19 protein-coding genes are annotated in these 24,159 nt (G+C 62.9%); 11 read left to right on the top strand and 8 right to left on the bottom strand.

Annotated elements, in window-relative coordinates:
• Window position 1 precedes the first annotated feature (1 nt).
• On the bottom strand, window positions 2-1,369 hold the full coding sequence (manA, locus tag ACXR2T_RS14500) for a mannose-6-phosphate isomerase, class I (RefSeq protein ID WP_458840217.1): 1,368 nt from the start codon (window positions 1,367-1,369) through the stop codon (window positions 2-4).
• Window positions 1,370-1,474: 105 nt separating this feature from the next.
• Here manA and ACXR2T_RS14495 point away from each other — a divergent pair, with 105 nt between their 5' ends.
• Both ACXR2T_RS14495 and ACXR2T_RS14490 read left to right on the top strand, forming a co-directional pair.
• Window positions 1,475-2,851 carry an O-antigen ligase family protein gene (locus ACXR2T_RS14495; RefSeq protein WP_458811789.1) on the top strand — a complete coding sequence of 459 codons (1,377 nt, stop codon included), beginning with the start codon at window positions 1,475-1,477 and terminating at the stop codon, window positions 2,849-2,851.
• 4 nt (window positions 2,852-2,855) lie between these two features.
• On the top strand, window positions 2,856-3,212 hold the full coding sequence (locus ACXR2T_RS14490) for a hypothetical protein (RefSeq protein WP_458811791.1): 357 nt from the start codon (window positions 2,856-2,858) through the stop codon (window positions 3,210-3,212).
• 23 nt (window positions 3,213-3,235) lie between these two features.
• Here the strand turns inward: ACXR2T_RS14490 and ACXR2T_RS14485 are convergent, their stop codons facing one another.
• Entirely contained in the window at window positions 3,236-4,093 is an 858-nt protein-coding gene (locus ACXR2T_RS14485; RefSeq protein WP_458840215.1) for a hypothetical protein, read from the bottom strand.
• A gap of 179 nt (window positions 4,094-4,272) precedes the next feature.
• Between ACXR2T_RS14485 and ACXR2T_RS14480 the strand changes: the two genes are divergently transcribed.
• Both ACXR2T_RS14480 and ACXR2T_RS14475 read left to right on the top strand, forming a co-directional pair.
• Complete coding sequence (locus tag ACXR2T_RS14480; protein ID WP_458840214.1) at window positions 4,273-6,168, top strand: glycosyltransferase; 1,896 nt, start codon at window positions 4,273-4,275, stop codon at window positions 6,166-6,168.
• A gap of 86 nt (window positions 6,169-6,254) precedes the next feature.
• The gene (locus ACXR2T_RS14475; RefSeq protein ID WP_458840213.1) at window positions 6,255-6,713 is read left to right on the top strand and encodes a hypothetical protein; all 459 of its coding nucleotides are present in this window, start codon (window positions 6,255-6,257) and stop codon (window positions 6,711-6,713) included.
• Window positions 6,714-6,745: 32 nt separating this feature from the next.
• Here the strand turns inward: ACXR2T_RS14475 and ACXR2T_RS14470 are convergent, their stop codons facing one another.
• The 3 genes from ACXR2T_RS14470 to glf all read right to left on the bottom strand — a co-directional run bounded on the left by ACXR2T_RS14470 (window position 6,746) and on the right by glf (window position 13,029).
• Window positions 6,746-9,151, bottom strand: coding sequence for an S-layer homology domain-containing protein (locus tag ACXR2T_RS14470; protein WP_458840212.1), 2,406 nt, complete (start codon window positions 9,149-9,151; stop codon window positions 6,746-6,748).
• 119 nt (window positions 9,152-9,270) lie between these two features.
• The gene (locus ACXR2T_RS14465; RefSeq protein WP_458840210.1) at window positions 9,271-11,664 is read right to left on the bottom strand and encodes an S-layer homology domain-containing protein; all 2,394 of its coding nucleotides are present in this window, start codon (window positions 11,662-11,664) and stop codon (window positions 9,271-9,273) included.
• A gap of 225 nt (window positions 11,665-11,889) precedes the next feature.
• Entirely contained in the window at window positions 11,890-13,029 is a 1,140-nt protein-coding gene (gene glf, locus ACXR2T_RS14460; protein WP_458840208.1) for a UDP-galactopyranose mutase, read from the bottom strand.
• A gap of 145 nt (window positions 13,030-13,174) precedes the next feature.
• Here glf and ACXR2T_RS14455 point away from each other — a divergent pair, with 145 nt between their 5' ends.
• Window positions 13,175-14,017, top strand: coding sequence for an META domain-containing protein (locus ACXR2T_RS14455; RefSeq protein ID WP_458840206.1), 843 nt, complete (start codon window positions 13,175-13,177; stop codon window positions 14,015-14,017).
• Here the strand turns inward: ACXR2T_RS14455 and ACXR2T_RS14450 are convergent.
• Entirely contained in the window at window positions 14,014-14,964 is a 951-nt protein-coding gene (locus tag ACXR2T_RS14450; protein ID WP_458840204.1) for a Gfo/Idh/MocA family protein, read from the bottom strand. The genes ACXR2T_RS14455 and ACXR2T_RS14450 overlap by 4 nt on opposite strands.
• A gap of 115 nt (window positions 14,965-15,079) precedes the next feature.
• Between ACXR2T_RS14450 and ACXR2T_RS14445 the strand changes: the two genes are divergently transcribed.
• The gene (locus ACXR2T_RS14445; protein ID WP_458811807.1) at window positions 15,080-15,982 is read left to right on the top strand and encodes an LpxD N-terminal domain-containing protein; all 903 of its coding nucleotides are present in this window, start codon (window positions 15,080-15,082) and stop codon (window positions 15,980-15,982) included.
• On the opposite strand, the gene ACXR2T_RS14440 is transcribed toward ACXR2T_RS14445, so the two are convergent.
• Window positions 15,979-16,653, bottom strand: coding sequence for a GCN5 family acetyltransferase (locus tag ACXR2T_RS14440; protein ID WP_458840202.1), 675 nt, complete (start codon window positions 16,651-16,653; stop codon window positions 15,979-15,981). The genes ACXR2T_RS14445 and ACXR2T_RS14440 overlap by 4 nt on opposite strands.
• Before the next feature lie 160 nt (window positions 16,654-16,813).
• Here ACXR2T_RS14440 and ACXR2T_RS14435 point away from each other — a divergent pair, with 160 nt between their 5' ends.
• The 4 genes from ACXR2T_RS14435 to ACXR2T_RS14420 are packed head-to-tail and all read left to right on the top strand — an operon-like array spanning window position 16,814 to window position 21,633.
• A complete protein-coding gene (locus ACXR2T_RS14435) occupies window positions 16,814-18,046 on the top strand; it encodes a glycosyltransferase family protein (RefSeq protein WP_458840200.1) in 1,233 nt (410 codons plus the stop codon).
• A complete protein-coding gene (locus ACXR2T_RS14430; protein WP_458840198.1) occupies window positions 18,030-19,202 on the top strand; it encodes a glycosyltransferase in 1,173 nt (390 codons plus the stop codon). Before ACXR2T_RS14435 ends, ACXR2T_RS14430 begins: the two co-directional genes overlap by 17 nt.
• Window positions 19,202-20,410 (top strand): glycosyltransferase, encoded by a 1,209-nt coding sequence (locus ACXR2T_RS14425; RefSeq protein WP_458840197.1) that lies wholly within the window; start codon window positions 19,202-19,204, stop codon window positions 20,408-20,410. The genes ACXR2T_RS14430 and ACXR2T_RS14425 overlap by 1 nt, the downstream gene beginning before the upstream one ends.
• Window positions 20,407-21,633 carry a glycosyltransferase family protein gene (locus tag ACXR2T_RS14420; RefSeq protein WP_458840195.1) on the top strand — a complete coding sequence of 409 codons (1,227 nt, stop codon included), beginning with the start codon at window positions 20,407-20,409 and terminating at the stop codon, window positions 21,631-21,633. The genes ACXR2T_RS14425 and ACXR2T_RS14420 overlap by 4 nt, the downstream gene beginning before the upstream one ends.
• On the opposite strand, the gene ACXR2T_RS14415 is transcribed toward ACXR2T_RS14420, so the two are convergent.
• Entirely contained in the window at window positions 21,602-22,747 is a 1,146-nt protein-coding gene (locus ACXR2T_RS14415; RefSeq protein ID WP_458840194.1) for an acyltransferase family protein, read from the bottom strand. The two genes, ACXR2T_RS14420 and ACXR2T_RS14415, sit on opposite strands and share 32 nt — an antisense overlap.
• Before the next feature lie 154 nt (window positions 22,748-22,901).
• On the opposite strand from ACXR2T_RS14415, the gene ACXR2T_RS14410 reads away from it, so the two are divergent.
• Window positions 22,902-23,984 (top strand): glycosyltransferase, encoded by a 1,083-nt coding sequence (locus ACXR2T_RS14410; protein ID WP_458840192.1) that lies wholly within the window; start codon window positions 22,902-22,904, stop codon window positions 23,982-23,984.
• Window positions 23,985-24,159: the final 175 nt, after the last annotated feature.

Genomic DNA, 24,159 nt, shown 5'->3' with positions numbered 1-24,159 from the left:
ATCAGCTTACCCGCGACGTCTGCGGCACGGCGCCAGCACCGGCACCAGCGCCAACAACGCCACCGCCACCGCCAGCGCCACCGCCACCCACCGTCGCCAGAAATACTTCGCCGTGCCCGGTCAGCTCAATCGGCTCACCCGCCGAGACATACAGGGACTGCCCCCGGCGCGCAGCCGCGACCTCGGCGATCGGCGCAGCCTCCACCCGCTCGATGCGCACCCGCCCCCGTGTCACTACCAACACTGCGGGCGCGGGCACGTCGATGAGCACGCGCTTCGCGGCTCCCGCATGGCACTCGTGCACCTCGGAATCGTCCTCGGGTTCGCACAGCGTCGCACGCAGCAGCTCAAAGTCATCGATCTCGGGGCGCCACGCATCAAGCCCCGGCTGCACCCGCACGGGCGTAAATCTGGGCTCGGCCAGTTCTTCGGTGTCGAGCACGCGCGTAAGCTCAGCAATGTCTACGTGTTTCTCGGTGAGGCCCGCCCGCAACACGTTGTCTGACGCCGCCATCACCTCGACCCCAATGCCCCCGAGATAAGCGTGCAGTTGCCTCGCTCCCAGGTAGATCGACTCCCCCGGCTGCAACCGTACGTGGTGCAGCAGCAGCGACACGAGCACGCCAGGGTCCCCCGGGTGCGCGGCGACGAGCGCGCGCATCGCCAGATCACGGTCGCCTGCGAGCGAGACGCCAGGCTGCCCCGGCTCGGTGGCGGCGGCGAGCGCTTCAAGCCCGGCGAGCGCACGCGCTATTACGGCGTCACCGCTAAACACCCACGCAAGAAACGCACGCCGCACTTCGGCATCGCTCGCGGGCTCTGCCCCCGGGCACAGCTGCCCCGCCACGGCGTGCAGCGCGGCAGCTGCGGCCGGATCCGGAATCTCACCGGCCGCACGCACGTAGCGCGCGAGGTCATCGCGTGCGTGGGCGAGCGGCCTGAAGCCCGACAGCGCGCTCACCTCGCTGAGCGCGACGAGCAGCTCAGGCTTGTGGTTCGCGTCACCATAGTTGCGTTCGCGGGCGTCGCGCGGCACGCCCGCGGCCTCTTCGGCCGCGAAACCCGCCGCCGCCTGCGCGCGATTGGGATGCACCTGCAGTGACAGCGGCGCCCCGATCGCAAGCACTTTCAGCAGAAATGGGAGCGGGCCGCCGTCGACGCCGTAGCGTTCGGGGTCGGTCTCGACGAGGTCGATGACGGTGTGCGGGGCGGGCGTCGCTTTGGCGATGTGAGCTGGGCTGCCCGGGTGGGTGCCGAGCCAGAGCTCGGCCTGCGGCTGCCCGGTGGGGGCGGTGCCGAGCATCTCGGGCAGTGCGTCGGTCGAGCCCCAGGCGTACGCGCGCGGGGTGTTCTCGATGAAGATCAGCACGCTACTCCTTAAGTATCTACGCCTCGGCCGCGTTGACGTGCTGTGGGGCGCATGAACGCCGCCAGCATCACGGCTGAGTGCGAGGCATGCTCTACCATACCGATTATGGCCCAGAGCAAGACCCGACTTGGCGTAAGCGCGTATGCGATCTGCGTCTTCATTTTCACGCTCGGCAGTAACGGCGTGCGCAACCTGCTCGGCTGGCCCGCTTTTCTGGTGCTCGCAGCCGCGCTCACGGTCATTGGTGTGGTCGTCTTTGTGCGTGAGAAGCCGGCGCGGTTTCGGTGGTACCGACTGCCCTCGCCGCTGTACTGGTTCTTAGGGCTCGCGGCGCTGTCGATCTTGTGGTCGCAGTATCGTCTCGAGTCCGTGCTCGGTGTCGTCGCGCAGATCGCCACGACCATTCTCGCGGTCGTGCTCGCGTTCGTGCTGACGTGGCACGAGGTGTTGCGCACCCTCGGCACCGCCCTGCGCTATCTGCTGGGGCTGTCGCTCGCATTTGAGCTGTTTGTCTCGTGGTTTGTGCGCGAGCCACTGTTGCCGCTGTGGATGGAAGCCCCCGAGGGTAAGACCCCCAAGCTGCTCTTCTGGAGTCGCGACCTGCTGTTTGCGGGCGGCCCGATTCAGGGGCTCGTCGCCAGCTCGGTACTCCTCGGGTTTATCGCGTTGCTCGGCGTCATCGTGTTTGGTGTGCAGCTGCGCGCCGGGCTCGTGCGGCCCTTCTTCGGGTGGGTGTGGCTGGGCGTCGCGTTCGCCACCGTACTGCTGACGCGCGGGGCAACCGTGTGGGTCGCAATGCTCGCGGTTGCTGCTGGGCTCGGCCTCGCGCTCTGGGCGCGGCGCATGCGACCCGAAAAGCGCGCCCCCCTCTACATCACCGGCGTCACGCTGATCGCCGCCGCGGCCGCGGCCTCGCTGTTCGCCCGTGACTTCGTGTTTGGCCTGCTGGGTAAGAGCGGCGACCTCACGGGCCGCGTCGAAACCTGGAACAAGGTGATCGAGCTCGCCGAGCAGCGCACCTGGTTTGGTTGGGGCTGGGTGAGCTACTGGGCGCCGTGGGTGGAGCCGTTCAAGTCCCTCGATAAGAAGGCTGGCCTGCAGGTGATGAGCGCGCACAACGCGTGGCTCGACGTGTGGCTGCAACTGGGCATCATTGGCGTGCTCGTGTTTTTGCCCCTCGTGGTGCTCACCGTTTGGCGCGTCTGGTTTCGCGCCGTCGACCCGCCCCGCGTAGGCTTTGGCCCGGCGCTGCCCTACGCGACAAGCGCACTGTGGCCGTTTCTGGTGATGATCGCACTCGTTGTGCAGTCACTCACCGAGAGCCGACTTCTCATCGAGGGTAACTGGGTGCTGCTCGTGCTGCTCGCAGTGAAGTCGCGCTACGATTTTCAGCTCCCCTCACAAGACGCGGAGCCCACCAAGCTACCCTGGCGCCGGGTGCCCATTCCGCGCGACACCGGCATAATCAACATCAAGAGGTAACAGCATGACTAATTCGAGCGAGCGACTGCAGCGGCTGCGCGCCGACGCCCGGCTCGAACGCGAGACCGCGATGGAGTCGCGGGTGCGCGCAGGTCAAGACCCGGCGACGGCTTCTGAGGAAGTACCCGGGGTCGACGAACTCGTCGTGCTCGCGCTGCGTGACGAGCGGCTCGAAGATCGCGGGCAGCTGGCCGAGTACGCGCTCGCGCGGCTGGCCGCCCGGGCGGGCGGGCCCGACGCCGCCGAGCACGCCCGCAACGCCGACAGTGTCGAATTCGAGATACTGCGCGAGATCGCGCACGAACACCCCGAGCTCACGGTCGCTGTGTGGCGCGCGGGTGACCGCCTCGACATCGCGTAGCGCACGGCGGCTTGGCTGCGGTGTCACCTTGCCCGATTTGGAATAGGCGTGATCGCATCGATCCGAGGGTTCGTCGCTCCGCGTGGGCTCGCGTCACCCCAGTGTCCGGTAAGTCCCGCACGCACAACAGCTATGTAGCCACGAGGTTTGCCGTCCTTTCGCCACCTCCACCACGCACGCGTAAACGGTACGGCTCGGTGTAGTTCACGGCACTCGACCAGCGCCCGCGCAGCCGCCTCAGTGCCGTAGGTGCCGAGACCCGCGACGTACGTGAGCAAACGGTCTTCGGCTCTCGGGTTCGCAATACGCAGCACTATTCCCACGACCTCATCGTCATTCGCTGGCTGCAAAGTCTCGCCCTTGTACCGGATCCCGTACGTCGGTTCTGGCGCACCCTCCAGTTCGATCGGCGCGAACGAGAACCCCTCAGGGAGTTGGTCCGAGAGCAGGTCAAGCAGCTCGCGGCCAATACTGTTCGTTTTCGGGCCGCCGATCACGATCAAGTCTTCAGACATCTCGCTCTGCGTCACCCGGCAACCTTGCGAGAACATGACGCGGTTCTCGTCAATGTTCTCGCGATACGCAAGCGACAAAGAACCAGCGAACAGCGCGAGGGCGCGCACCTGCCCAATACCAGTCTGTGGCCGCTTGTACCCGTTCGAGAGTTCGTGCACGCTACTCGTCGACATTACGATCGTTGGAAACGTGCGCCCCCGGAAAATCTGGCGCACTCGGCTAGATACGCTCCACATGCGAGCAGCTTTTGAACTCTCAATGAACTTCAGCAGAAAATATGTGATCAGCGGAATCGCGACCGCGGTGGACACGATTTCGACCAAGAGGCTTTGAGCAACAGCCCCGGCAACTTCAACAACGTTCATGTAAAATCCTTGAGTTTTCTAGACGTCCACCATGAGACACGTGTTTCATTGTATGAACATTCAGACGGCCGCGGGCCGCTTAGGCCGCTGGGCATCGATCCGGATCAGGCCGCACTCACACAGCGTGAGTAGGATTGCAGCGTTAGAAACCTGCCAGTCGCTAGAGAGGCGCGCGCTACATGCCGAGCACCCTGCAAAATGTCGTATTTCCTGTCGCTAAGGATCCCGATGTGCTGCCGCTGTATGCGGACGCCGAAGTGTGGTCGAAGGTTGACGGCAAGCAGGTGCGGCTGACGCAGAACGCTCACATCGACAACGTGCTCTCACGTTCGAGCGCGCGCGTGCGGGCGGGCAAGCGAGTCTCGTTCGCGAGCTACTTCAACGCGTTTCCGGCGGCGTACTGGCAGCGCTGGACCGTCGTCGACAGCGTGCGCCTCACCCTGCGCACCGAGGGCCCCGGCACCGTGATCGTGTATCGCTCGAACGCGAGCGGGGTGCAGCAGCGCGTCGATTCGCGCGAGGTCACGGGCGCCACGTCGAGCGTGTTCGAGCTGCCGCTCACCATGTTCAGCGATGGCGGCTGGTACTGGTTCGACCTCGTCGCGAGCGACGCTGACCTTGTGCTCGAATCGGGCGCGTGGGAGACCGACGCTTCTCCCGTGCAGACGGGCAAACTCAGCCTTGGTATGACGACGTACAACAAGCCCGACTACTGCGTGACCACGCTCGAGAACGTGGCGGCAGACCCCGCGCTTCTCGACGGCATCGACCGCATCTTCTTGGTCGATCAGGGCACCCAGAAGGTGCGCGATCAGGCCGGCTTCGACGAGGTCGCGGCTCGCCTCGGTGAAAAGTTACAGCTCATCGAGCAGGGTAACCTAGGCGGATCGGGCGGCTTCTCACGCTCGATGGCTGAGACGCTTGAACGCGATGACTCTGACTTCTTGATGCTGCTCGATGACGATGTCGAGTTTGAGACCGAGAGCGCGCTGCGCGCTCTGCAGTTTGGCCGTTTCAACAGTGAGCCCGTGATCGTGGGGGGCCACATGTTTGACCTGCTCGATAAGCCGGTCGTACACGCGTGGGCCGAGGTGGTGCGCGATGGCATCTTCATGTGGGGGCCGTCCTTCGAAGAGCACCACCGCCACGATTTTCGCGCACAGAACCTGCGCCAGACCAAGTGGATGCATGCCCGCCTCGACGCCGACTACAACGGCTGGTGGATGTGCATGATCCCCAAGCAGATCATCGCCGAGATTGGCCTTTCGCTGCCCGTCTTCATTAAGTGGGACGACGCCGAGTACGGCCTGCGTGCCCGCGCCGCGGGTTACCGTACCGTGTCGATGCCCGGTGTGGCGCTGTGGCACGTGTCATGGCTTGACAAAGACGATTCACAAGACTGGCAGGCGTTCTTTCACAATCGCAACCGCATCGTAGCAGGGCTCTTACATTCAGAGCAGCCCGGCGGCGGCAGGCTCTTGCAAGACACGCACCGGCAAACCATTAAGAAGCTGCTCAACATGCAGTACTACGCGGCCCAGCTCACCGTCGACGGGATGCGGGCAGTACTGCGTGGGCCCCGCGAACTGCACAAGACGATGCCGACTGACATGCCAGCCGCACGCGCGAAGGCCGCCGAGTTCTCTGAAACTCACGTCTACAAGCCGCACGACACCGACACTCCTGTCGCGGCGGGTGGCCGGGCGCTGCCGCTCGTCAGCGATGCAGTGTCACCCAAGGGAATCGACCTGGCCGTATTTACCCTGCGCATGGTGCCCAAACACTGGCGTCGCAAGAGTAGCGTGGGCGAGACCCCCGAGCTCGAGTACGCCAAACGCGACGCGAGCTGGTGGCAGATTCCTCACCACTCAAGTGTGCTCGTGGGCTCAGCCGACGGCAGCGGCAAGATGTGGTACCGCCACGACCGAGCCAAGTTTCGACGGCTACTGCGAGAGTCTCGCGAACTCAGCCGACGCATCGAGAAGAACTGGGACAGGCTCGCCGCGGAGTATCGCGCGGCGCTACCCGAGATCACCTCGGTTGAAGAGTGGAAGCAGACGTTCGACGGCCGCTAACAGCGGGCTGCGGGTGTGACGGGCTCTGAGCCTTATGCCACCTAGTATTTTGGTAGTTGTTGTTTGTCGCGCCTTGGGGGAAACTCGTGACTGGTCATGGACGCCGTCTGCTTGAAGACCGGAATTATCTGCTGTACCTGTTTCTACGCGTGGTCTTCACGGTCGCGCCGCTATTGTTTGGGCTCGACAAGTACCTGCATTTTTTGGGCGCCGACTGGCCGTCGTACGTGGCGCCTTGGGCGCTCGCAATGATTCCGGTAGACGCTCACACGCTCATGCTCATTTTTGGCATGCATGAGATGGTGGCGGGCCTCATCGTCGCCTTCTTTCCGCAATTTGGTGGGCCGGTGGTCGCGGCTTGGCTGCTCACAATCACCATTAACCTCGCCACGAGCGGCCAGTTTCTCGACCTTGCGCTGCGTGACCTGGGACTGTTTGCTGGTGCCGTAGCGCTATCGATTCTCGCGTGGAGCTACGAGCCAACGCCGTTTGGGTGGCGTTCACGCCGCAAGCTGGCGAGGCTTGCAGCCTCGCCAGCAATGTAGCGGGTGACGGTGCGCCCGCCCCTGATGCGCCGCTAATGATTCACGCGGTAGATGAACGCCGCCATCGCCTCCCTCGTCACCGTATCCTTGGGCAGGTACTTCGGCTTACCCACCGGTTGCTTCGTTCCTGTCGACACCCCCGCCGTATACATCCAGGCGATCTCACGATAGAACTTGCTGGTCGGCGTCATGTCTTGAAACGGTGACACCTGAGGGGCAGCAGGTTTGCTCGTGTCGTCCATGCGGTATAGGAACGCCGCCATCGCCTCCCGCGTTACCCCCGCTTTGGGTTCATACACGGTGCCCCGCGGCGTCTTCGTGCCCGTCGAAATATTGGCACTGTGCATCCACGTGATCTCTTTGTAAAACTTGTCCCCCGGCTTCATATCGACGAACGGCGACTTGGTGGGCGCCTTGTAGTTCGCGGGCGCCTTCATGCGGTACAAGAAAGCCGCCATCGCTTCGCGTGTGACGTTGTCCCCGGGCAGGTAGGTGAACAGGCCGCTGCCCGCCTTGTTGCCGGTGGACAGCCCGCTGTCGCCCATCCAGTTAATTTCAGTACCGAACTTGTGGTCGTAGGTCACATCAATAAACGGAGTGAACTCGACGCTCACTTTCGCGGTGCCGCCGCTAATGTCGGCCACTTTTACGCGCGCGACACTCGACACCGGCGTTGACACCCCGTTCTTCACCATCGTGAGGTGTTTGCGGCTTGGGAGGGTACCCGAGGTGCGATAGTTCGTGACGGCCGTTGCCCGCTTGACCGCGTAGGGCCGCCACACCCCGTCGCTCCATATCACCTGCCCCGACGGGTAACTCTTTGAGAGCACGACCCCCGCGGTCACGGTCGTCACCCCGTCATAGGAGGGCCTAGAGCTCGCATTGGCCAGCCCGGCAGAGTCTTGCCCCACGCTGTCGCGATATTCAAGGTAAAACGATTCACCGAGCGGATTGTCGATTTTTAGCCCCCGCAGACCCGCGTTTGAGCCGAGTGCATTCAGTGCGAAGTTTTGCACGCGACCGTTCTTCGCCTGCACGGTGCGCACGCTGCCCGCAGGGTTTACGCCGAGCGCTGCACGCTGGGCAACACCGACCGAAGTGGGCTTACTGCCGCCGTAGCCTACGCCCATCAGGTCCCAGGTGTTTCCGTATTCGGCATCGCGACAGGTCGTACCGCTGGGTTTAAGCACCCGCAACAGTCCGATGTTTTGCTCGTCATCTGCCCATCGCGTGGGGGCATCGGTCGCGAGGCCCGTGCACACCCTGGACTGCGAGTGCCCCAGGCTGAGGTTGTGACCGAACTCGTGTGCGAGGGTGTTGAGCGATTTGTTGAGGGTAGGCTGCGTCGCTGCCTCAGAAGAGTGGGCCCCCGCGCGTATATCAACCCAGATCAGGCCGCCAAAGTTCATATCGGTACCGATGTCGGCGAGGCCCGCGAGACCCCCGCACCCGTTAGGCGAGTCGACAAAAACGATCAGGTGATGGCCGTTGGTGTAGGTGTTTCCACCAGTTTTCAGTAGTTCGAGGGCCTGGTTCCACCGGCTTGTTGTGTCGCAGGCATCCTGGGTTGGCAGAAGCGCTTGGGTCACGTACTTCTGCACTTTCAGCTGAGTGACGGCGCCGTCACTTTGAGTGTTCCAATAGGTGCCGGTCTGCGAGACTAGGCTCTTGAGCGTTGCTTCACCGAAGGTACGATTCCCACCGATGTAGGCCACATCAGCGGTGTGTGCCCGTGGCGCAGGCGCTGCCCCCACCGGTGTCTCACGCGTCGCCTCAGTGGGCAGCACGACAGAACCGCTGATGGGCAGTTTCTCTTGCGTCTCGAGTACCGCCTCGGTCACTGTCTCCATCAGGTCTGCCTCGCTCAACGAGCCCTCTTCGGCGAGCTCGCTAGCGACGGCCGCGGCGGCCGATGCTGGGAGTGTGGCGACGCCTACAAACTCGGCCCCAGGCGCGAGCGCGGCATCAAGCGCAGACGTATCGACGGGCAGAAATGCACCGTCAGATATTGCGAGCAGCACTCCGGCGATCAAGTCGTCACTCTGCGCTACCGCGTCACCTGGCTCGCCCACCCGGGGCTCATTGGGTAACAGGAGCAGTCGCCCACTCACCTCGATCGTCGCGGGGACGCTCGTGATAGCGTTCTCGGCCGGATCAGCAGCGGGATCGGGCGCAGGTGTTTCATCGTCATCCGGATCAGGACCGCGCGGATCTGCGGATGCTGGGGCATCGGCAGATGTCTCATCAGGCTGCGGCGTAGAGCTCTCGGCTTCGTCTTCGCGCGGCTCGATCTCTTCGGTGTGCGCGGTGTCGGAGTGAGCGGTGTCGGAGTCAGCCGGGGGCTGCGGGGTGCCGTACTGTTCCGGTTCGAAGGCTTGGGCGGGCGCCGCGCTCAACACGAGCAACGCTGCGAGCGCAGCCCCTATTAACGGTTTCATGAGTGATCGCACTGCCGTCACGCTCCCTTGCGGTTAAAGGCTGTTCGGGCAAGTGTAAGCGAAAAGGCGCCCCTCCTGGTCGGAGGGGCGCCTTTTCAGGTCGCGCTAGTGATGCAGTGTTAGTGCTTGTAGCGGTATATGAATGCGGCCATCGCTTCGCGCGTCACCGTGCTCTTGGGGAGGTACTTCGGTTTGCCGCTGGGCTGCTTCGTACCGGTCGAGAGGCCAGTACGGTACATCCAAGAGATCTCCTTGTAGAACTTAGACTTGGGAGTCATGTCAGCAAAGGGCGAGGTCTTAAGCGTGGCCGGCTTCGTCTTGGTGTCCATGCGGAACAAGAACGCCGACATGGCCTCACGCGTTACACCCTGCTTGGGCAGGTACTTCGGCTTGCCCGAAGCCTGCTTAGTGCCGGTGGAGAGCTTGGAGGTGTACATCCAAGCAATCTCTTTGTAGAACTTATCGCCGGGCTTAATGTCGGCGAACGGAGAGACCTTAGGGATCTTGTACCCGGCGGGTGCAGTCTTACCCGCCGGAGTGTTCAGCCGGTAGAGGAATGCGGCCATAGCTTCGCGCGTCACCTTGTCTCTCGGCAGGTACTTGCGGGTGCCACCGCCAGCATTAGAACCTGTCGAGAGGTTCGACGAGCTCATCCAGTTGATCTCTTTGGCAAACTTGCGGTCGTAGGACACATCAACAAACGGCGTGAACTCGACACGCACGGTGGCTTTGCCCCCGGCGATGTTCGTTACGCGCACCTTTGCGATACTTGAGATAGGCGTTGAAACCCCACCCTTCACCATCGTGAGGTGTTTCATGTTTGCGTAACCACCCGTAGTTCGGTAGTTCGTCACTGCTGTGCTTCGCTTCGCCGCGTAGGGGCGCCAGACACCATCGGTCCATAGGATTCGTGCGGATGGGTAGCTCTTCGAAAGCACTACGCCATTGGTGACAGCCGTAGTCTCGTCATACTGGTAGGTAACCGTAGCGTTGGGCCCAGCTGAGTCCTGCCCCACGTTGGTACGGTATTCGACGTAGAAGGACTCCCCTTGAGGATTCACGATTTTTAGCCCGCGCAGCCCTGAGTTATTGCCCATGGGGTTCAGCGTAAAACTTTGTGACCGGCCGCCGCTGGCTTGTACGGTCCGCACGCTACCTGAGGGGTTCACACCGAGGGCGCTGCGCTGTGCTAATCCGAGTGCAATCGGTTTGGCGCCTGTGCCACGCGTCCAGCCCATCAAGTCCCAGGCGTTGCCATACTCGACGTCTTTACACGCGGTTCCCGAAGGCTTGAGTACGCGCAATACTCCCGGATTCTGGTCGTCATTCTTCCAAGTCGTACGGGCATCAACGGTGCGCCCGGTGCACACGCGAGACTGCGAGTGGCCCAGGCTCATATTGTGACCCATTTCGTGTGCGAGGGTACCAAGCGACTTATTCACGGTGCTCTGGTTGACCGGGTCAGATGCGTTGCTCCACCCGCGAATGTCCACCCATATCTCACCGCCCGAGTGAATGCTCCCGCCGATACCCGCCAAGCCAGCCGCGCCGCAACCGTACGACGAGTCAACGACCACAATCAGGTGATGTCCATTTGTATAGGTGTTCTGATTCGCACCGAAGCTCTTCGCAGCTTGGTCCCAGAGACCATCCTGATAGCAGGTTGAGTACTTAGGCGTAAGGCCCTTGTATTTCTTTACGTTCAGACCAGTAATCGCACCGTTGCTTTGTGACTTCCAGTAAGTGCCAGCCTGTGTCATGAGTTTCGTGATCATGGTTTCGTTGAACTTTCGTCCACCGCCAAAGAAAACGACGTCGGCTGTGTGCGTTTTCTTGGCCGGTGCCGACCCCATCGGGCTGCCCGAGAACGCATCTACCGGAGGTTCTACTGTGCCTGAAACCTCGAGCTTTTCCTCGGCCTCGAGAACAGTTTCGTTGACGGTTTCGAGCACTTGTTCTTCACTCAAGGCCCCTTCAGCTTCAAGTTGCGCAGCAACCGCAACCCGTGCAGCTTCAGGCAGTACGCCGGTGCCTGCGAAGTGAGCTTCGCCCGCAACCGCGCCTTCGAGTGCCGTTGTATCAACGGGAATGTACGCGCCGCTATCCGTTGCAAGAAGCACACGCGCCACGTCTTCTGAAACTGTCTCTGCTGCTGGGGCTGCACCATCAAGGGTGGGCTCAACCGGAAGCACTACTAGTCGGCCGGTGAGAGCGATTGTGTCAGGAACCGCGGTCACCGTTTTCGCTGCCTCGTCAGCGGTCGCGTCAGCTGCATCCGGCACCTCGGTGTCGGGCGCCAGTTCAGCCTCGGCTTCTTCGAGTGCGCCCGCCTCGTCAGACTCAGGCGTATCTTGCGCCCCGTCTTCAGTGTCAGACAAGCCTTCTTCGACGTTCTCGTCTTCGGTGAGCGCGGGTGTCTCAGTGCCGGGGTTCTCCTGTGGCGCCTGCTCAGCCTCAGACGATAGCGGCCCTGGGCCGAAGGCTTGCGCCGGCGAGGCGCTCAACACCAGCATCGCCGCCAGCACACCTCCGGCTAGTGATTTTGAAATTGAACGCAACGGCTACGACCTCCGACATGGGTGTGAACATTCGACCCCATAGTTTAAAAAGAAGGTGAAGATTTTTGAAGCTGGGCTGCGTATTACCTAGGAAAAAACGCCAAGCGGCCGAGACTACGTACACACCAAGGTGGAAATACGTAGTCACGGCCGCTGGCGCTACCGAACCGCTGAGTTGCGCTAAATCGCGCCCTCGAGCTTGTTGTTGTACATCGAAAGGGCCGAGCCAATTGCCATGTGCATGTCAAGGTACTGGTAGGTGCCGAGTCGGCCACCAAAGTAGACCCCGTTCTCGCCCTCGGTGAGTGCTCGGTACTTGAGCAGTCGCTCGCGATCCTCAGGCGTGTTCACCGGGTAGTACGGCTCGTCGTCACGCGTCGCGAAACGCGAAAACTCGCGCATAATGACGGTCTTGTCACTCGGGTAGTCACGCTCAGGGTGAAAGTGACGAAACTCGTGAATGCGCGTGTATGGCACGTCTGCACCCGCATAGTTCATGACGCTGGTGCCCTGGAAGTCGCCTGTCGGCAGCACCTCTTGTTCAAAGTCGAGCGTGCGCCACCCGAGCTCGCCCTCGGCAAAGTCGAAGTATCGGTCCACCGGCCCCGTGTACACGACGGGAACCTTACCCACAACGTCCTTCTTGTTGAGCGGCTGTGACTCATCGAAGAAGTCGGTGTTCAGCCGTACCTCGATGTTCTCGTGGTCGGCCATCTTCTCGAGCCACGCAGTGTAGCCGTCGGTGGGAAGGCCCTCGTATTTATCACTGAAGTAGCGGTTGTCGTAGTTGTAGCGCACGGGCAGGCGAGAGATCACCTCGGCTGGTAGCTCAGTGGTGGGGGTCTGCCACTGTTTCGACGTGTAGTCACGAATGAACGCTTCGTAGAGGGGACGACCGATGAGCGAGATCCCTTTCTCCTCGAGGTTCTTCGCCTCCTTCGTGTCGAACTCTTCAGCCTGCTTCGCGATCAGGGCACGAGCTTCGTCAGGGCCATACGCCGCACGGAAGAACTGGTTGATCGTGCCCAGGTTGATGGGCAGCGGGTACACCTCGCCTTTAAAGTTCGAGTACACCTTGTGCTGGTAACCGGTAAACGAAGTGAAGCGGTTCACATACTCCCACACGGTCTCGTTTGACGTGTGAAACAGGTGCGCACCGTACGTGTGCACCTCAATACCGGTCTCGGGGTCCGCGTGAGAGTAGGCGTTACCGCCAATGTGCGGGCGACGGTCAATGACGACCACCTTTTTGCCTGCGGCGGCGGCACGCTCGGCAATGGTCAGTCCAAAGAAACCTGATCCGACTACAAGAAGATCCATGTGCACTAGCTTAGTTGTTCGCAGTGTTGAAGCCCGCTGTCAACCCGGTCAACACGTCGTAGACTCAAGCTACCTCGACCGTCGCGGGTAGCCCGGCGCCGTCACTCATCGTTCATCACGAACACCGGAGGTCACAATGTCAAACATGAAACATGTCGCGGGAGTCTTACTCGCGGGCGTTCTCGCATTCGGAGGGGTCTTCGCGGCTTCGGCCATCTCGGCCCCGCTGCTGCACGGCATCCCAGCCGGATCCTCATCGGGGCAGAACGAACCCACCGACGAAGTCGCCATGATCGACGAGCTCGACACCGCCATGATCGGCCGGTGGAAGGCACCGCTGCCCGCCAACCAAGACGCATTCGTCGAGTTTGACGAGCACGGCATGTGGCGCGCCTCAGACGGTTGTAACAGCGCCGAAGGCTCCTGGAGCGTCGAACCGAACGGCGAGTTCGATGGTGGCGACGGTGGCGCTATGACCCAGATAGGGTGCGATAACGTCGCGATCCCGTCCATGGTGTGGAGTGCCACTCACGCTGCGTTCAACGACCAGGGCCAGCTCACGCTGGCAGACGAACAGGGCGAGTCTATGACACTCGAACGCGCTAGCACCGACGCCTTCACCCTCGTCGGCACGTGGACCAACCGGGGCGACGAGGTCGCCACTGTCGAATTCACGCCCGACGGCAACTGGCGCGGCACCGTCGGATGCAGCGAGTTCACGGGTACATGGATGCTCGGCGTACGCAACGTGCCCGTTCTCGAAGACAACAGCACCGAGCCCAAACCTCCGGTGCTGCTGTCTGGCCCCGCGAACCTCGTCATAGGCCCCGAGGCAGACGGCACGGTGAATGTCTGCGAGGGCGGGCCAGCAAAGTTTGTGCTCAGTTACGACACTGAGTACCTGTTTCACGCGGGTGCCGACGGCACCTTCACGGTCGAAGGCACCGAGGCGGCACCCGCCGAGCCGCTCGTGTTTGTGAGCCGTTAGCGGGCGAGCGCCGCAGCAATGATCCGGTGCGCGGGCAGAATGCTGCGGCGCTCTTCGTCCATATCGACCTTGCCCGCCACGAGATCAACAAAGTGGTCAAACTGGGCCGCGAGCGGTTCAGGGCCAGACACCTCGGGCACCTCCATCTCGGTCATCTGACGGAAGCCAGCGCCGCCCACGGTAGCCTCAATGTTCGAGTGCTTGTACTTGGTGACGCTGCGCAAGAGTAGGTCGATCTCAACCATCGAGGTGAGTGATTGCACGGTCATGCGGCGCACCTTGCGCTGGCCGATGCGGCTCGCCGACGCCGAGGCGATACCGCCGCCAGGAAAGCGCAGTGTCATATCGATCACGTCTTCTGCGCCCGGCATTGACTCGGGGTGGAAGAACCCGAGCTGGGCGCTCACGCTCTCGGGCGTCTGCGCGCCGTACAGGTTTGAGATCAGGTCTGCGTCGTGCACGAGCATGTCCCACGAGACGCCAGTCTTGATGCGAGACCAGTAGGGCGAGTGGCGTTCAGCCCGCACGTAGACAGGCTCTTCGATGAGCTGCTTCGCCGCGACAACGCCCGCGTTGTACCGCTCCAAGAAACCGCACTGTACAGGCACGCCGCTCTTCTCGGCTGTGCCGAGAATCTCTTCGGTCTGCTCGAGCGACGGGCAAATCGGCTTCTCGATGAGCACCGGCAGGCCAGCGTCGAGAATCTCGCGTGCGATGTCGTAGTGGTACTCGGTCGAAGCCGCCACAACCACCGCGTCGGCCTTCTTCAGTGCCTCTTCTGCCGCCGGAAACCATTCGCCACCAAACTGCTCGGTTGCTGCGCGGCCGTTCTGCTCAAACGGGTCGACAATGCCCACAAGGTTTGCGCGCGACGAAGCTGAAATGATGCGCGCGTGGTTGCGCCCCATCGTCCCGGCACCAAAAAGTACGACGTTCGGGTTTGCCATTGATGTCTCCTCCAGCGCGTGCGGTGGTTCGCTCTCGAGGCTTCGAGACGAACTCCCCTAGTCTACGAGCTTCGACACTAGGAATCAGAGCAACACCCGCAGTACAGTGGTCAGCATGATTGCTATCACTGCGCAAACCCTCGCGTCAGATAACAACTCGGCACTGATTGGGCTCGACCGCACAATTTCGGTGCCCGCGCCGCTCGGTGATGCGACCCAGAACACGCTGACGTTCGTCGGCGACACAGTGCAGAACGCCGACGCATTCTCGCGCGCACTCGACGCTGGCGCAGTAATATTCGCCCCGCTCGGCACAACTGCCGAGCCTGCACGGAGTGGGGCACTCATTCTTGTCGAGAACCCCCGTGCCGCCTTTGGGCAGGCTATCGCGCAGCACTTTGCCCCCAAGGCTCCGACCGGCATTGCCGCCACTGCTCGCGTGCATCCGACCGCCCGCGTGCACGAGACCGCACACGTTGGCGAGTACACGGTAGTGCGCGAGGGGGCGGTGATTGACGCCCACGCAGAGGTGCGCGACCACGTCGTGATCGGTCGCAATGTGGTGGTTGGCGAACACGCGCTGGTCAAGAGCCAAGCTGTGGTGGGCGAAGAAGGGTTTGGCATCGAGAAAGACGCCGACGGCAACAACTTCCACATTCCACACATTGGGTCCGTGCGACTGGGCAAATACACCGAGGTCGGTAACTTCACGACCGTGTGCTCGGGCACCCTCGCCCCGACGGTCATTGGCGATTACACCAAAATTGACGATCATGTGCACGTCGCTCACAACTGCCAGATCGGCGAGAACGTCATCATCACCGCGTGCGCTGAGATTTCGGGCAGTGTCATCATCGAAGACGAGGTTTGGGTCGGCCCCAACGCCTCAGTACTTCAGGGCCTCACCCTTGGCCGCGACTCACTGCTCGGCATTGGAGCCGTGGCGGTCAAATCGGTGCCCGTCAACGAAGTGCGTGTGGGCAACCCGGCGAAGCGTCTCGGAGACAATAAGTCCTAGTAGTTCTCAGCTGGGACGCGCTCGAACCACCAAAACGGGTGCGTGAGCACTTGCATGAGCGGCTCTTTGCCCACCCACAGCCCAAAGTGGCCCTCGCGCCAGCGGCCGCTTGAATCGCTGAGGTACTTCATGTTGGGCATCATGAATCGTTCTTCGTAGGCGTGGTACGCGACTGAATCACTCCAGTGTTCGAGCAGCGAGTTCGCAAACTCGACGCCGCCCATGCGCGCAGGCTCATGCGAGCTGAACCCGCCAAGCGGCCGCCCCACCGCCGCCTCAAACACGGCGCGCTGCCGGTCGGCCCACTCGAGGTGGTCGCCTCCGAGCCAGTCACACAACCCGCCCTCGAGGTGCAGTTGCACCTCATGGCCTAGCTGCTCCATCTCAGCGATGATACGCAGTGAGCTCAGGCTCAACAGGTTGTATCCCTTCGCGTGCACGCGCAGAAAGAAGGTCGATGAGCACCCCGCCGCAGCGTCGACCTGCGCGACGCGCATGGCCTGCTCGATCGAATTGTCGATGTCGTGGCGCAACACCATGTGCTTAGCAGCGGGAGCTTGCAAGTAGCCCTCGAAGCTCGTGATCTGATAGCCGGCGTCAAGATACGCGTGCAGCGTCTCTGAATAAGAACGCAGTGAGTAGTCGTGCTCTGGGGCGGCTGGCTGAGTCATCACGTGCACCATTCAAATAGGGGCCGAACACTCGTCGGCCTAAAAACACACAGCGTGCACCATCTTATTCTCTGGTGTAGTCGAACAGCCAGAATCTGGCCGATGGGCCGGGCTAGAATTGCCCGTATGAATGAGACGGTCAAGACGCACCCTGGGCACCGTGAATCGTAATAGTCTGCCGAAGTGGATTAACGCGCTGATTGACCGGCTTGCTGATGCCCCCATGAGCCCGCTGGGGCGAATCGCCGCTCGCCGGCTGGGCAAGCCCGCTCCTCGGGGTAGCATCCCTGCGACCCACTTTGCTGAGCAACCGGTGCGGGTGCTCATCGCCCCGGTCAACTATTCTGGGCAGGGCATCATCTGGGCCCGGGCCATTGAGGCGGCTCTTCCGACGGCGTCGGCCCGCAACATGGCGATGGAGGTGCCCGGCGGGTTCTCGTTCAACGCCGACCTGCTCGTACCCGTGGGCACCTACCACAATGACCGTGACTGGCAGCAGCGTCAGTTTGAGGCGGCGGCGAGCGCCACACACGTGCTCATCGAGGCCGAGGAGCCCCCGTTCGGGCGGCTCATGGGACGCTCCGTGGCAGCGCAGGCCGAGGCGCTCATGGCGCGCGGCGTGAATGTCGCGTTCCTCGGCCACGGCACCGATGTGCGGCTGCCCTCGCGCCACATCGCGGCGAACCCATACTCCTACTACGCGGATCCCTCGGTCTACCTTCCGCGCGCTGAGCAGCTGGCGACACGCAATATCGCGCTCGTGACAGCGAGCGGGCGTCCCAGCTTCGTATCGACGCCTGATTTGTTGATCGATCTTCCAGGCGCGGTCTGGTGTCCGGTGGCTATTGATCCGGATCGATGGGCTGCGGCTCAAAGAAGCGAGCGCGCGCAGGGAGCGCCGCTTCGTGTCGCTCATGCGCCGTCGGTTGCAGCCTACAAGGGTACGGCCGACATCATGCCGACGCTTGAGAAGCTGCGTGACGAGGGCGTGATCGAATTTGACCTGATCCAGGGGGTACCGAGCCAGGAGATGCCCGCGCGGTTTGCGCAGGCAGACGTGTTGCTCGATCAGTTTCGCGCGGGCTCCTATGGGGTGGCGGCGTGTGAGGCGCTCGCGGCGGGGTGCCTCGTGATTGGGCAGGTTTCTGACCAGGTGCGCTCCACGGTGCGTGAGGCTTCGGGTCTTGAACTGCCCATCATCGAGGCGATGCCGGCCACACTTGAGGCCCGGCTGCGTGAGCTTGCCGCTCGCCCCACGCTGGTGCCAGATCGTGTTCGCGGAACGGAGTTTGTGCGCGACGTGCACGACGGCCGGCGCGCGGCACGGGCACTCATCGAACACTGGATTGAAGTCCCTGAACGAAAGGCCAGCTCCGATGCACTCGTCAGCTGAACGGCTCTGGAAGCTCATGCCCAAGGTCGCACAGGATGCGATCGCGTCGAGCATCGATCGCGCTCGCGGTGTCGTGCCTCCCCCTGTGCCCGCCCCCGACATGGCCAAGCCCATTCGTCTTCTCGTCGGGCCGGTGAACTATGCCGGGCAGGGCTACCGTTGGTCGCGGGCGGCTGAAGAGACGGGCCGGGTGTCGGCACGAAACTATGTGCACGAGGCCAACAACATTTTGCAGTACGACGCTGACTTTACGGTGTCGTGGCGCACGGCAGAGCACTCTAGGGCGTGGCAGAAAGAGATGGTGCACGCCCTCAGCACGCAGTACACGCACGTGCTCATTGAGGCCTGTTTTCCAGTCATCGGTGGTCTCTTCTCGGGCGACATGTATAAGCAGATCGCGCTGATGCAGCAGGCGGGGCTGAAGGTCGCGATCGTGGGGCACGGCAACGATGTTCGGCTGCCGTCACGCCACGCTGAGCTCGAAGAGTGGTCGTTCTTCAAGGACGATGAGTGGACTGAACCTGAGGTGCTTGAGAAGGTGGTGTCCGAGAATCTGGCACTCATCGAAGCCGTGCAGCTGCCCACCTTCGTGTCGACGGCGGGGCTGCTGCTTGACCTGCCCGAGTCTCATTTTCTCGGCGTCATCATTGACCCGGCGAAGTGGGAGAACTCTGAACCACTGCTCGTGCGCGACAGGCTGAAGGTCGTGCATGCCCCCACGAACCCTGTGCCCAAGGGCACCACGATGATCCAGCCGATTGCGCGCAAACTGCACGATGAGGGGCTCATCGAATACGTCGAGCTGAGCGGGATCCCGAACGATCAGATGCCCGCGGTCTTTGCTGACGCCGACATCGTGCTCGATCAGTTTCGCGCCGGCGATTACGGTGTTGCGGCGTGCGAGACGATGGCCGCGGGCCGCATCGTTCTCACCCATGTCAGTGACCAGGTGCGGTCTGAGGTGGAGCGGCACGCGGGCATGCCGCTCCCTATTCCCGAGACGAATCCCGACAATCTGGAGCACATGATTCGCGACATCGCTGCCAGGCGCGAGCACTATCGCGAGATTGCAGCGCAGGGCCCCGAGTTCGTGCGGCGCCTGCACAACGGTGACTTCTCGCGCAACGTGCTCATGCAGAACTTCTTGGAGCTCTAATGCGCGTCATCATTGCGACGAGAATCTACCGGCCAGAACCCGCTGCCGCTTCGCTGTTTTTGGGCGGTGTCGCCGATGCGCTGCGCGAGGCCGGGCACGAAGTTGAGGTGCTCACGGCTTCGCCTCTCCCCGGTCAGGGCGAGGGGTCTCGCGGTGAGCGCATTCGCACATTCCCTGTGCTGCGTGACGCGAGCGGCTATGTACGCGGCTACGTGCAGTACATGAGTTTTGATGTTCCGCTCGCGTTTCGGCTGCTCTTCACTCGCCGCCCGGGCGTCGTGTTTGTCGAGCCGCCACCGACGACGGGCGCTGTGGTGCGAGTCGTCTGCGCGCTGCGCCGTATTCCCTATGTCTATGACGCTGCCGACATTTGGTCTGACGCGGCCGGGCACGCGACGAGTTCGGGCCTCGTGGTGAAGGTGTTGCGTGCGCTCGAACGCTTCGCGATGCGGGGCGCTGCGCAGCTCGTCACCATTTCCCAGGGGGTCGTTGACCGGGTGCGTGCACTCGGGGTCACCGTCCCGATGACCGTGACCGGGTTTGGTGCCGACACCGAGGTGTTTCGGTATGAAGAACAGCCGCCACAGAAGCTGTTCTTGTATGCCGGCACTTACACGGGTCTTCACGGCGCACAGGTGCTCATCGACGCGTTTGCCGAGTTCACCAGCACCCACCCCGGCTACCGGCTGCGGTTTATCGGTAACGGTACGGGCCAAGACGAGATGCGCGTACGCGCGCGCGAATTGGGTGTTCAGGGCACCGTCGAGTTTGCTGACCCGGTCACGGCTGAAGAGCTTCGCCCACAGCTCGCGAGCGCCGTGGCGAGCCTCGCCACGCTGCGCCCCGGCGGCGGCTATGAGTACGCGTTCACGTCAAAGATTTATTCCTCGCTGGCCACCGGCTGCCCCGTGATCTTTGCGGGCCCCGGCCCCACCGGGCCCTTCATTCGGCGCGCCATAGACGAGGCACCCACAGGTTCTGCGGTCGCGTCAACGCTCGGCACCGCGGTCGAATACACCCCCGGTGCCATTGCGTCCGCGATGCGGCAGGCCGCCGACCGTGCGCACGATCCAACAGCACGGCGGGAGCTTGCCCACTGGGCTGGCGCGCACCACTCCATGCAGGCCGTCGCGCAGCGCGTGGCGACTGTGATCGAAGAAACCGTGATCGAAGAAACCGTGATCGAAGAAGTTGGGGGCGACGCATGAGCAAGTTCACTTCGGGTCTCGTGAACTGGGCCATGAAGCACCGCTCCAAGATGCCTCGGTGGGTAGGCCGGGTCATGGAGCAGGCTGCCCGCAACCCCGACGGCGTGATCGGGCAGCTGAGCGCCCGGCTTTTGGGCGGCGGGAGCGCGCCGGTCAGCCAGGTGCCTGATGCCTCGCTGCGCGTCTACATCGCTCCCACCAATTACTCGGGCCAAGGGTACGAGTGGGCGCGTGCGCTCGAACGCGCAGACTCGCGCATCGCGGCGCGCAACATGGCTGTCGAGCTTCCCGGCGGCTTCGCGTTCACCGCAGACACCCTCGTGCCCATCGCCTCGGTCAACGCCTCCGCCGAGTGGGCCGAGGCCGAATGGGAGGCAGCACGGTCGTTCACCCACGTGCTCGTCGAGGCCGAACGATCGATGTTTGGCAAGCGGTTCGCCCGCTCGCTCGAGGCCGAGGTGCTCGCACTCACCGAGGCAGGCGTGCACGTCGCCTTTCTGTGCCACGGCACAGATATTCGCGATCCGGAGAATCATGCGACCCTCACGCCGTGGTCACCGTACCCCGAAGACCCACGAACTAAGATGCTGGCGCGTGACGCGCGTGAGAACCTCGCGCTGCTGGAGCGCCTTAAGCGGCCCGTCTTCGTGTCGACCCCCGACTTGCTCGCCGATGTTGTGTGGGCGACGTGGTGCCCCGTGGTTGTCGATGCAGCGCGCTTTGCCGCGAGTGCACCAGCGTTCTCACACGCGACGCGCCCTCGGGTGATTCACGCGTCGAGCAACCCAATTCAAAAAGGCAGCGATCGCATCGAGCCCGCGCTCGCTCCGCTCATCGACGCGGGCACGATCGACTACGAGCTCATCATGTCGACGCCGTCGGCCGAAATGCCGGGGGTCTTTGCCGCGAGCGATATTGTGCTCGACCAGTTTCGCGCGGGCTCCTACGGAGTCGCCGCGTGCGAGGCGATGGCGGCCGGTCGCGTCGTTGTGGGGCACGTGCTGCCGCAGGTGCGTGCGCACATTGAACGCGAGACCGGGCTATCGCTGCCGATTGTTGAAGCGACTCCCGATACGCTCCGCGAGGTCGTCGCGGGCCTCGTCAGTGACCCGGATCGGGCGCGCGAGATCGCGGCGGCAGGCCCAGTGTATGTCGAGCGCGTGCACTCTGGCGCAATGAGCGCCCGCGTGCTCATCGAACAGTGGATCGATCTGCCGCGCTAGCATCGCGGGCATCGCGGGAGTCTTTCCACTTGCGCATGCGGCGTTCGGTGGGGTGCTCTATGAAGCGGTAGAGCGCCCACGCCACAGCCAGGTCGATGGCGAGAATCACGGCAAACCACCCGACGTTTAGCCATGAGCCGCCTTGGAATCCCAGCACCCGCAGTGCCAAGTAGATGACGGTCGCGTGCACGAGGTAGAACGCAAACGACCACTCGCCGAGCTTCACCTGCCAGCGCGTTTCGAAGAGAGATCTGCGGCCTGCGAGCGACCACGACGTGAGCGAAACGATTGCGAGCCCGACTGCCACGGTAAATAGTTCGTTGCCAAACACCCCCAGCAGGGAGAACTGCGGCCGCACCGCGGCCAACGCGATACCCGCGACCACAACGGCCAGTGATCCCACACCGATCACCGGGTGTAGCCGTGGCCGCCAGCCACGGCGCATTGCCCACGCCAGCGCCATACCCAACAGAAACTCGGGTACCCGCGTGATGGGCATCGGCACGAGCGCGAGCCACGACTCGGGCGCGAGGTAGACCCCCAGCCGGTAGCCGAAGGCCCACACGAGTGCAACCCCAGCAAATACGAGCGCACCGCGCCGCGCAAGCGGTACGAGCACGCGAGACACCCAGGGGTGTAGCGCGTAGAAGAGCGCTTCGACCGTGAGCGTCCAGGCCGCAGGGTTACCCGAGAACAAAATGGCCGGGTTTGCTGACCATCCCTGCAGCAGCACAACAGACAGCAGCAAAATGCCCACGTCGAACGGTCTCAAGAAGCTGCCATCTGGTATCGGTGCCATCGTATAAAACACCAACACCGCAAACACCAGTGCAACCATGTGCGCCGGCCAAATGCGCGCAAAGCGTCGCCAGTAGAAGGTCGAGACCGATACCCGCGGCCGCATCGACCAGGTGAGCACGAAACCCGAGAGCACAAAGAAGAACGTCACCCCCAGGTATCCCTGGTCAAACAGCAGGTTCATAGGTCCAGGCAGCGGTGCGAACTCCTGCATATGAAACAAAAATACGAGAAAAGCCGCCCACCAGCGCAGCCCGGTCAAAGCGTCGAGCCGCTGGGTGGGCGCTGCAAGCGTCGCCGAAGAGTTGAATGCCACCAAAGTCCAATCGGGTGAAGGGTCACGCACACCGTGAAAACCGCCCTCCACTGTACTCGAGCATTCCCGAGGCGGTTCTTGACGTACGACCCCTGTGCGGTTTGGGTGCGGCCTGGTGCGGCCTGGGCGGCTGCCGCGCGATACGATCGACTCTATGACCGAGCCGCTCGTCGACCTCACAATTGCCGTCCACTCAGCTTCGCGACCAATCAAACGCGCGGTCGCGTCAGTGCTCGACCACACGACCGCTGCCGTGCGCGTGAACGTTGTAGCGCACAACATCGACCCCGAGGTGATCCGTGCGAACCTCGGCGACTACGCGCACGACGCGAGGCTGCGCCTGCTCGAACTGCGCGACGGCATTCCGTCGCCTGCGGGCCCTATGAACCACGGTTTCGCGACCTCCACCGCGCCGTTCATCTCGGTCATGGGCTCAGACGATGAGCTCGCGCCCGGCGCGATCGATTCGTGGCTCGCGCTGCAGCGCACCACGGGGGCAGAGGCAGTGCTCGCTCGCATTCAACTCGCCACGGGCCGCCCCGACCCGTATCCCCCTGTACGCCTGGGCCTGCGCACCACCCGCCTCGACGGCCGCAAAGACCGCCTGGCCTACCGCAGCGCCCCGCTCGGACTCATCGATCGCCGCCGCTTTGGCGACCTGCGGCTCACCGAGGGGCTGCCCTCGGGCGAAGACCTCACCTACTCGCTCACGGTCTGGTACACCGGCAAGCATCTGGCCTACGATCTGGGCGGCCCCGCCTATGTGATCAACGATGATGCGCCGGATCGTGTCACCTCAGCCCCCCGCCCGATTGCGCAAGACTTCGCGTTTCTCGACGAGCTTGAGGGACTCGATTGGTTTGCGGGCGCGCCCCGGCAAGATCGGGTCGCGATCATCGTGAAGCTCATACGCATTCACGTGTTCGACGCGATTCTTGCGCGGGCGCGCACACAAGCCGATCTCGACTCGAACCGCGCGGGGCTCCTCGCACTGCTGGCGCGATTCGAGCGCATCGCGCCCGGCGCTTTAGCGTTGCTCTCACGGGCTGACCGACGCGTGTTCGATGTGCTCGCAGACGAGGGCGGCACACCGGCCGACATTGCGCACGCCCTCGACCGACGGCACGTGTATCTCTCAGTCTCGTCGCTGCTGCCCCGCAACCCGTTGCGGGTCTTTCACGCGCAGGCGCCCTTTCGCACCCTCTTTGCAGGCTACCAAATCATGCGCCGCGGCTGAGATCCCTTGTGGATCCTGCGACTCGCAAGCTCGCGCAGGATGACAGGACGAGACCTCCGCATCCTCTTGTCATGAGGCCTCCGCATCCTCTTGTCATTCTGCGCGACGAAGGAGTCGCTGTGAGTATTAAGTTGGCTGGTCTGGGACTGGCTGGCAGGCTAGGCACTGGCCGTTG

Source organism: Leucobacter faecis (genome assembly GCF_054456635.2).
This window is presented reverse-complemented; position numbering and strand designations above follow the sequence as displayed.

Coding starts and splice junctions, on each gene's coding strand:
- ACXR2T_RS14495 (WP_458811789.1), top strand. CDS start 1,475: ATGGCCCAGAGCAAGACCCGACTTGGCGTAAGCGCGTATGCGATCTGC.
- ACXR2T_RS14490 (WP_458811791.1), top strand. CDS start 2,856: ATGACTAATTCGAGCGAGCGACTGCAGCGGCTGCGCGCCGACGCCCGG.
- ACXR2T_RS14485 (WP_458840215.1), bottom strand. CDS start 4,093: ATGAACGTTGTTGAAGTTGCCGGGGCTGTTGCTCAAAGCCTCTTGGTC.
- ACXR2T_RS14480 (WP_458840214.1), top strand. CDS start 4,273: ATGCCGAGCACCCTGCAAAATGTCGTATTTCCTGTCGCTAAGGATCCC.
- ACXR2T_RS14470 (WP_458840212.1), bottom strand. CDS start 9,151: ATGAAACCGTTAATAGGGGCTGCGCTCGCAGCGTTGCTCGTGTTGAGC.
- ACXR2T_RS14465 (WP_458840210.1), bottom strand. CDS start 11,664: ATGCTGGTGTTGAGCGCCTCGCCGGCGCAAGCCTTCGGCCCAGGGCCG.
- glf (WP_458840208.1), bottom strand. CDS start 13,029: ATGGATCTTCTTGTAGTCGGATCAGGTTTCTTTGGACTGACCATTGCC.
- ACXR2T_RS14455 (WP_458840206.1), top strand. CDS start 13,175: ATGAAACATGTCGCGGGAGTCTTACTCGCGGGCGTTCTCGCATTCGGA.
- ACXR2T_RS14450 (WP_458840204.1), bottom strand. CDS start 14,964: ATGGCAAACCCGAACGTCGTACTTTTTGGTGCCGGGACGATGGGGCGC.
- ACXR2T_RS14445 (WP_458811807.1), top strand. CDS start 15,080: ATGATTGCTATCACTGCGCAAACCCTCGCGTCAGATAACAACTCGGCA.
- ACXR2T_RS14440 (WP_458840202.1), bottom strand. CDS start 16,653: ATGACTCAGCCAGCCGCCCCAGAGCACGACTACTCACTGCGTTCTTAT.
- ACXR2T_RS14430 (WP_458840198.1), top strand. CDS start 18,030: ATGCACTCGTCAGCTGAACGGCTCTGGAAGCTCATGCCCAAGGTCGCA.
- ACXR2T_RS14425 (WP_458840197.1), top strand. CDS start 19,202: ATGCGCGTCATCATTGCGACGAGAATCTACCGGCCAGAACCCGCTGCC.
- ACXR2T_RS14420 (WP_458840195.1), top strand. CDS start 20,407: ATGAGCAAGTTCACTTCGGGTCTCGTGAACTGGGCCATGAAGCACCGC.
- ACXR2T_RS14410 (WP_458840192.1), top strand. CDS start 22,902: ATGACCGAGCCGCTCGTCGACCTCACAATTGCCGTCCACTCAGCTTCG.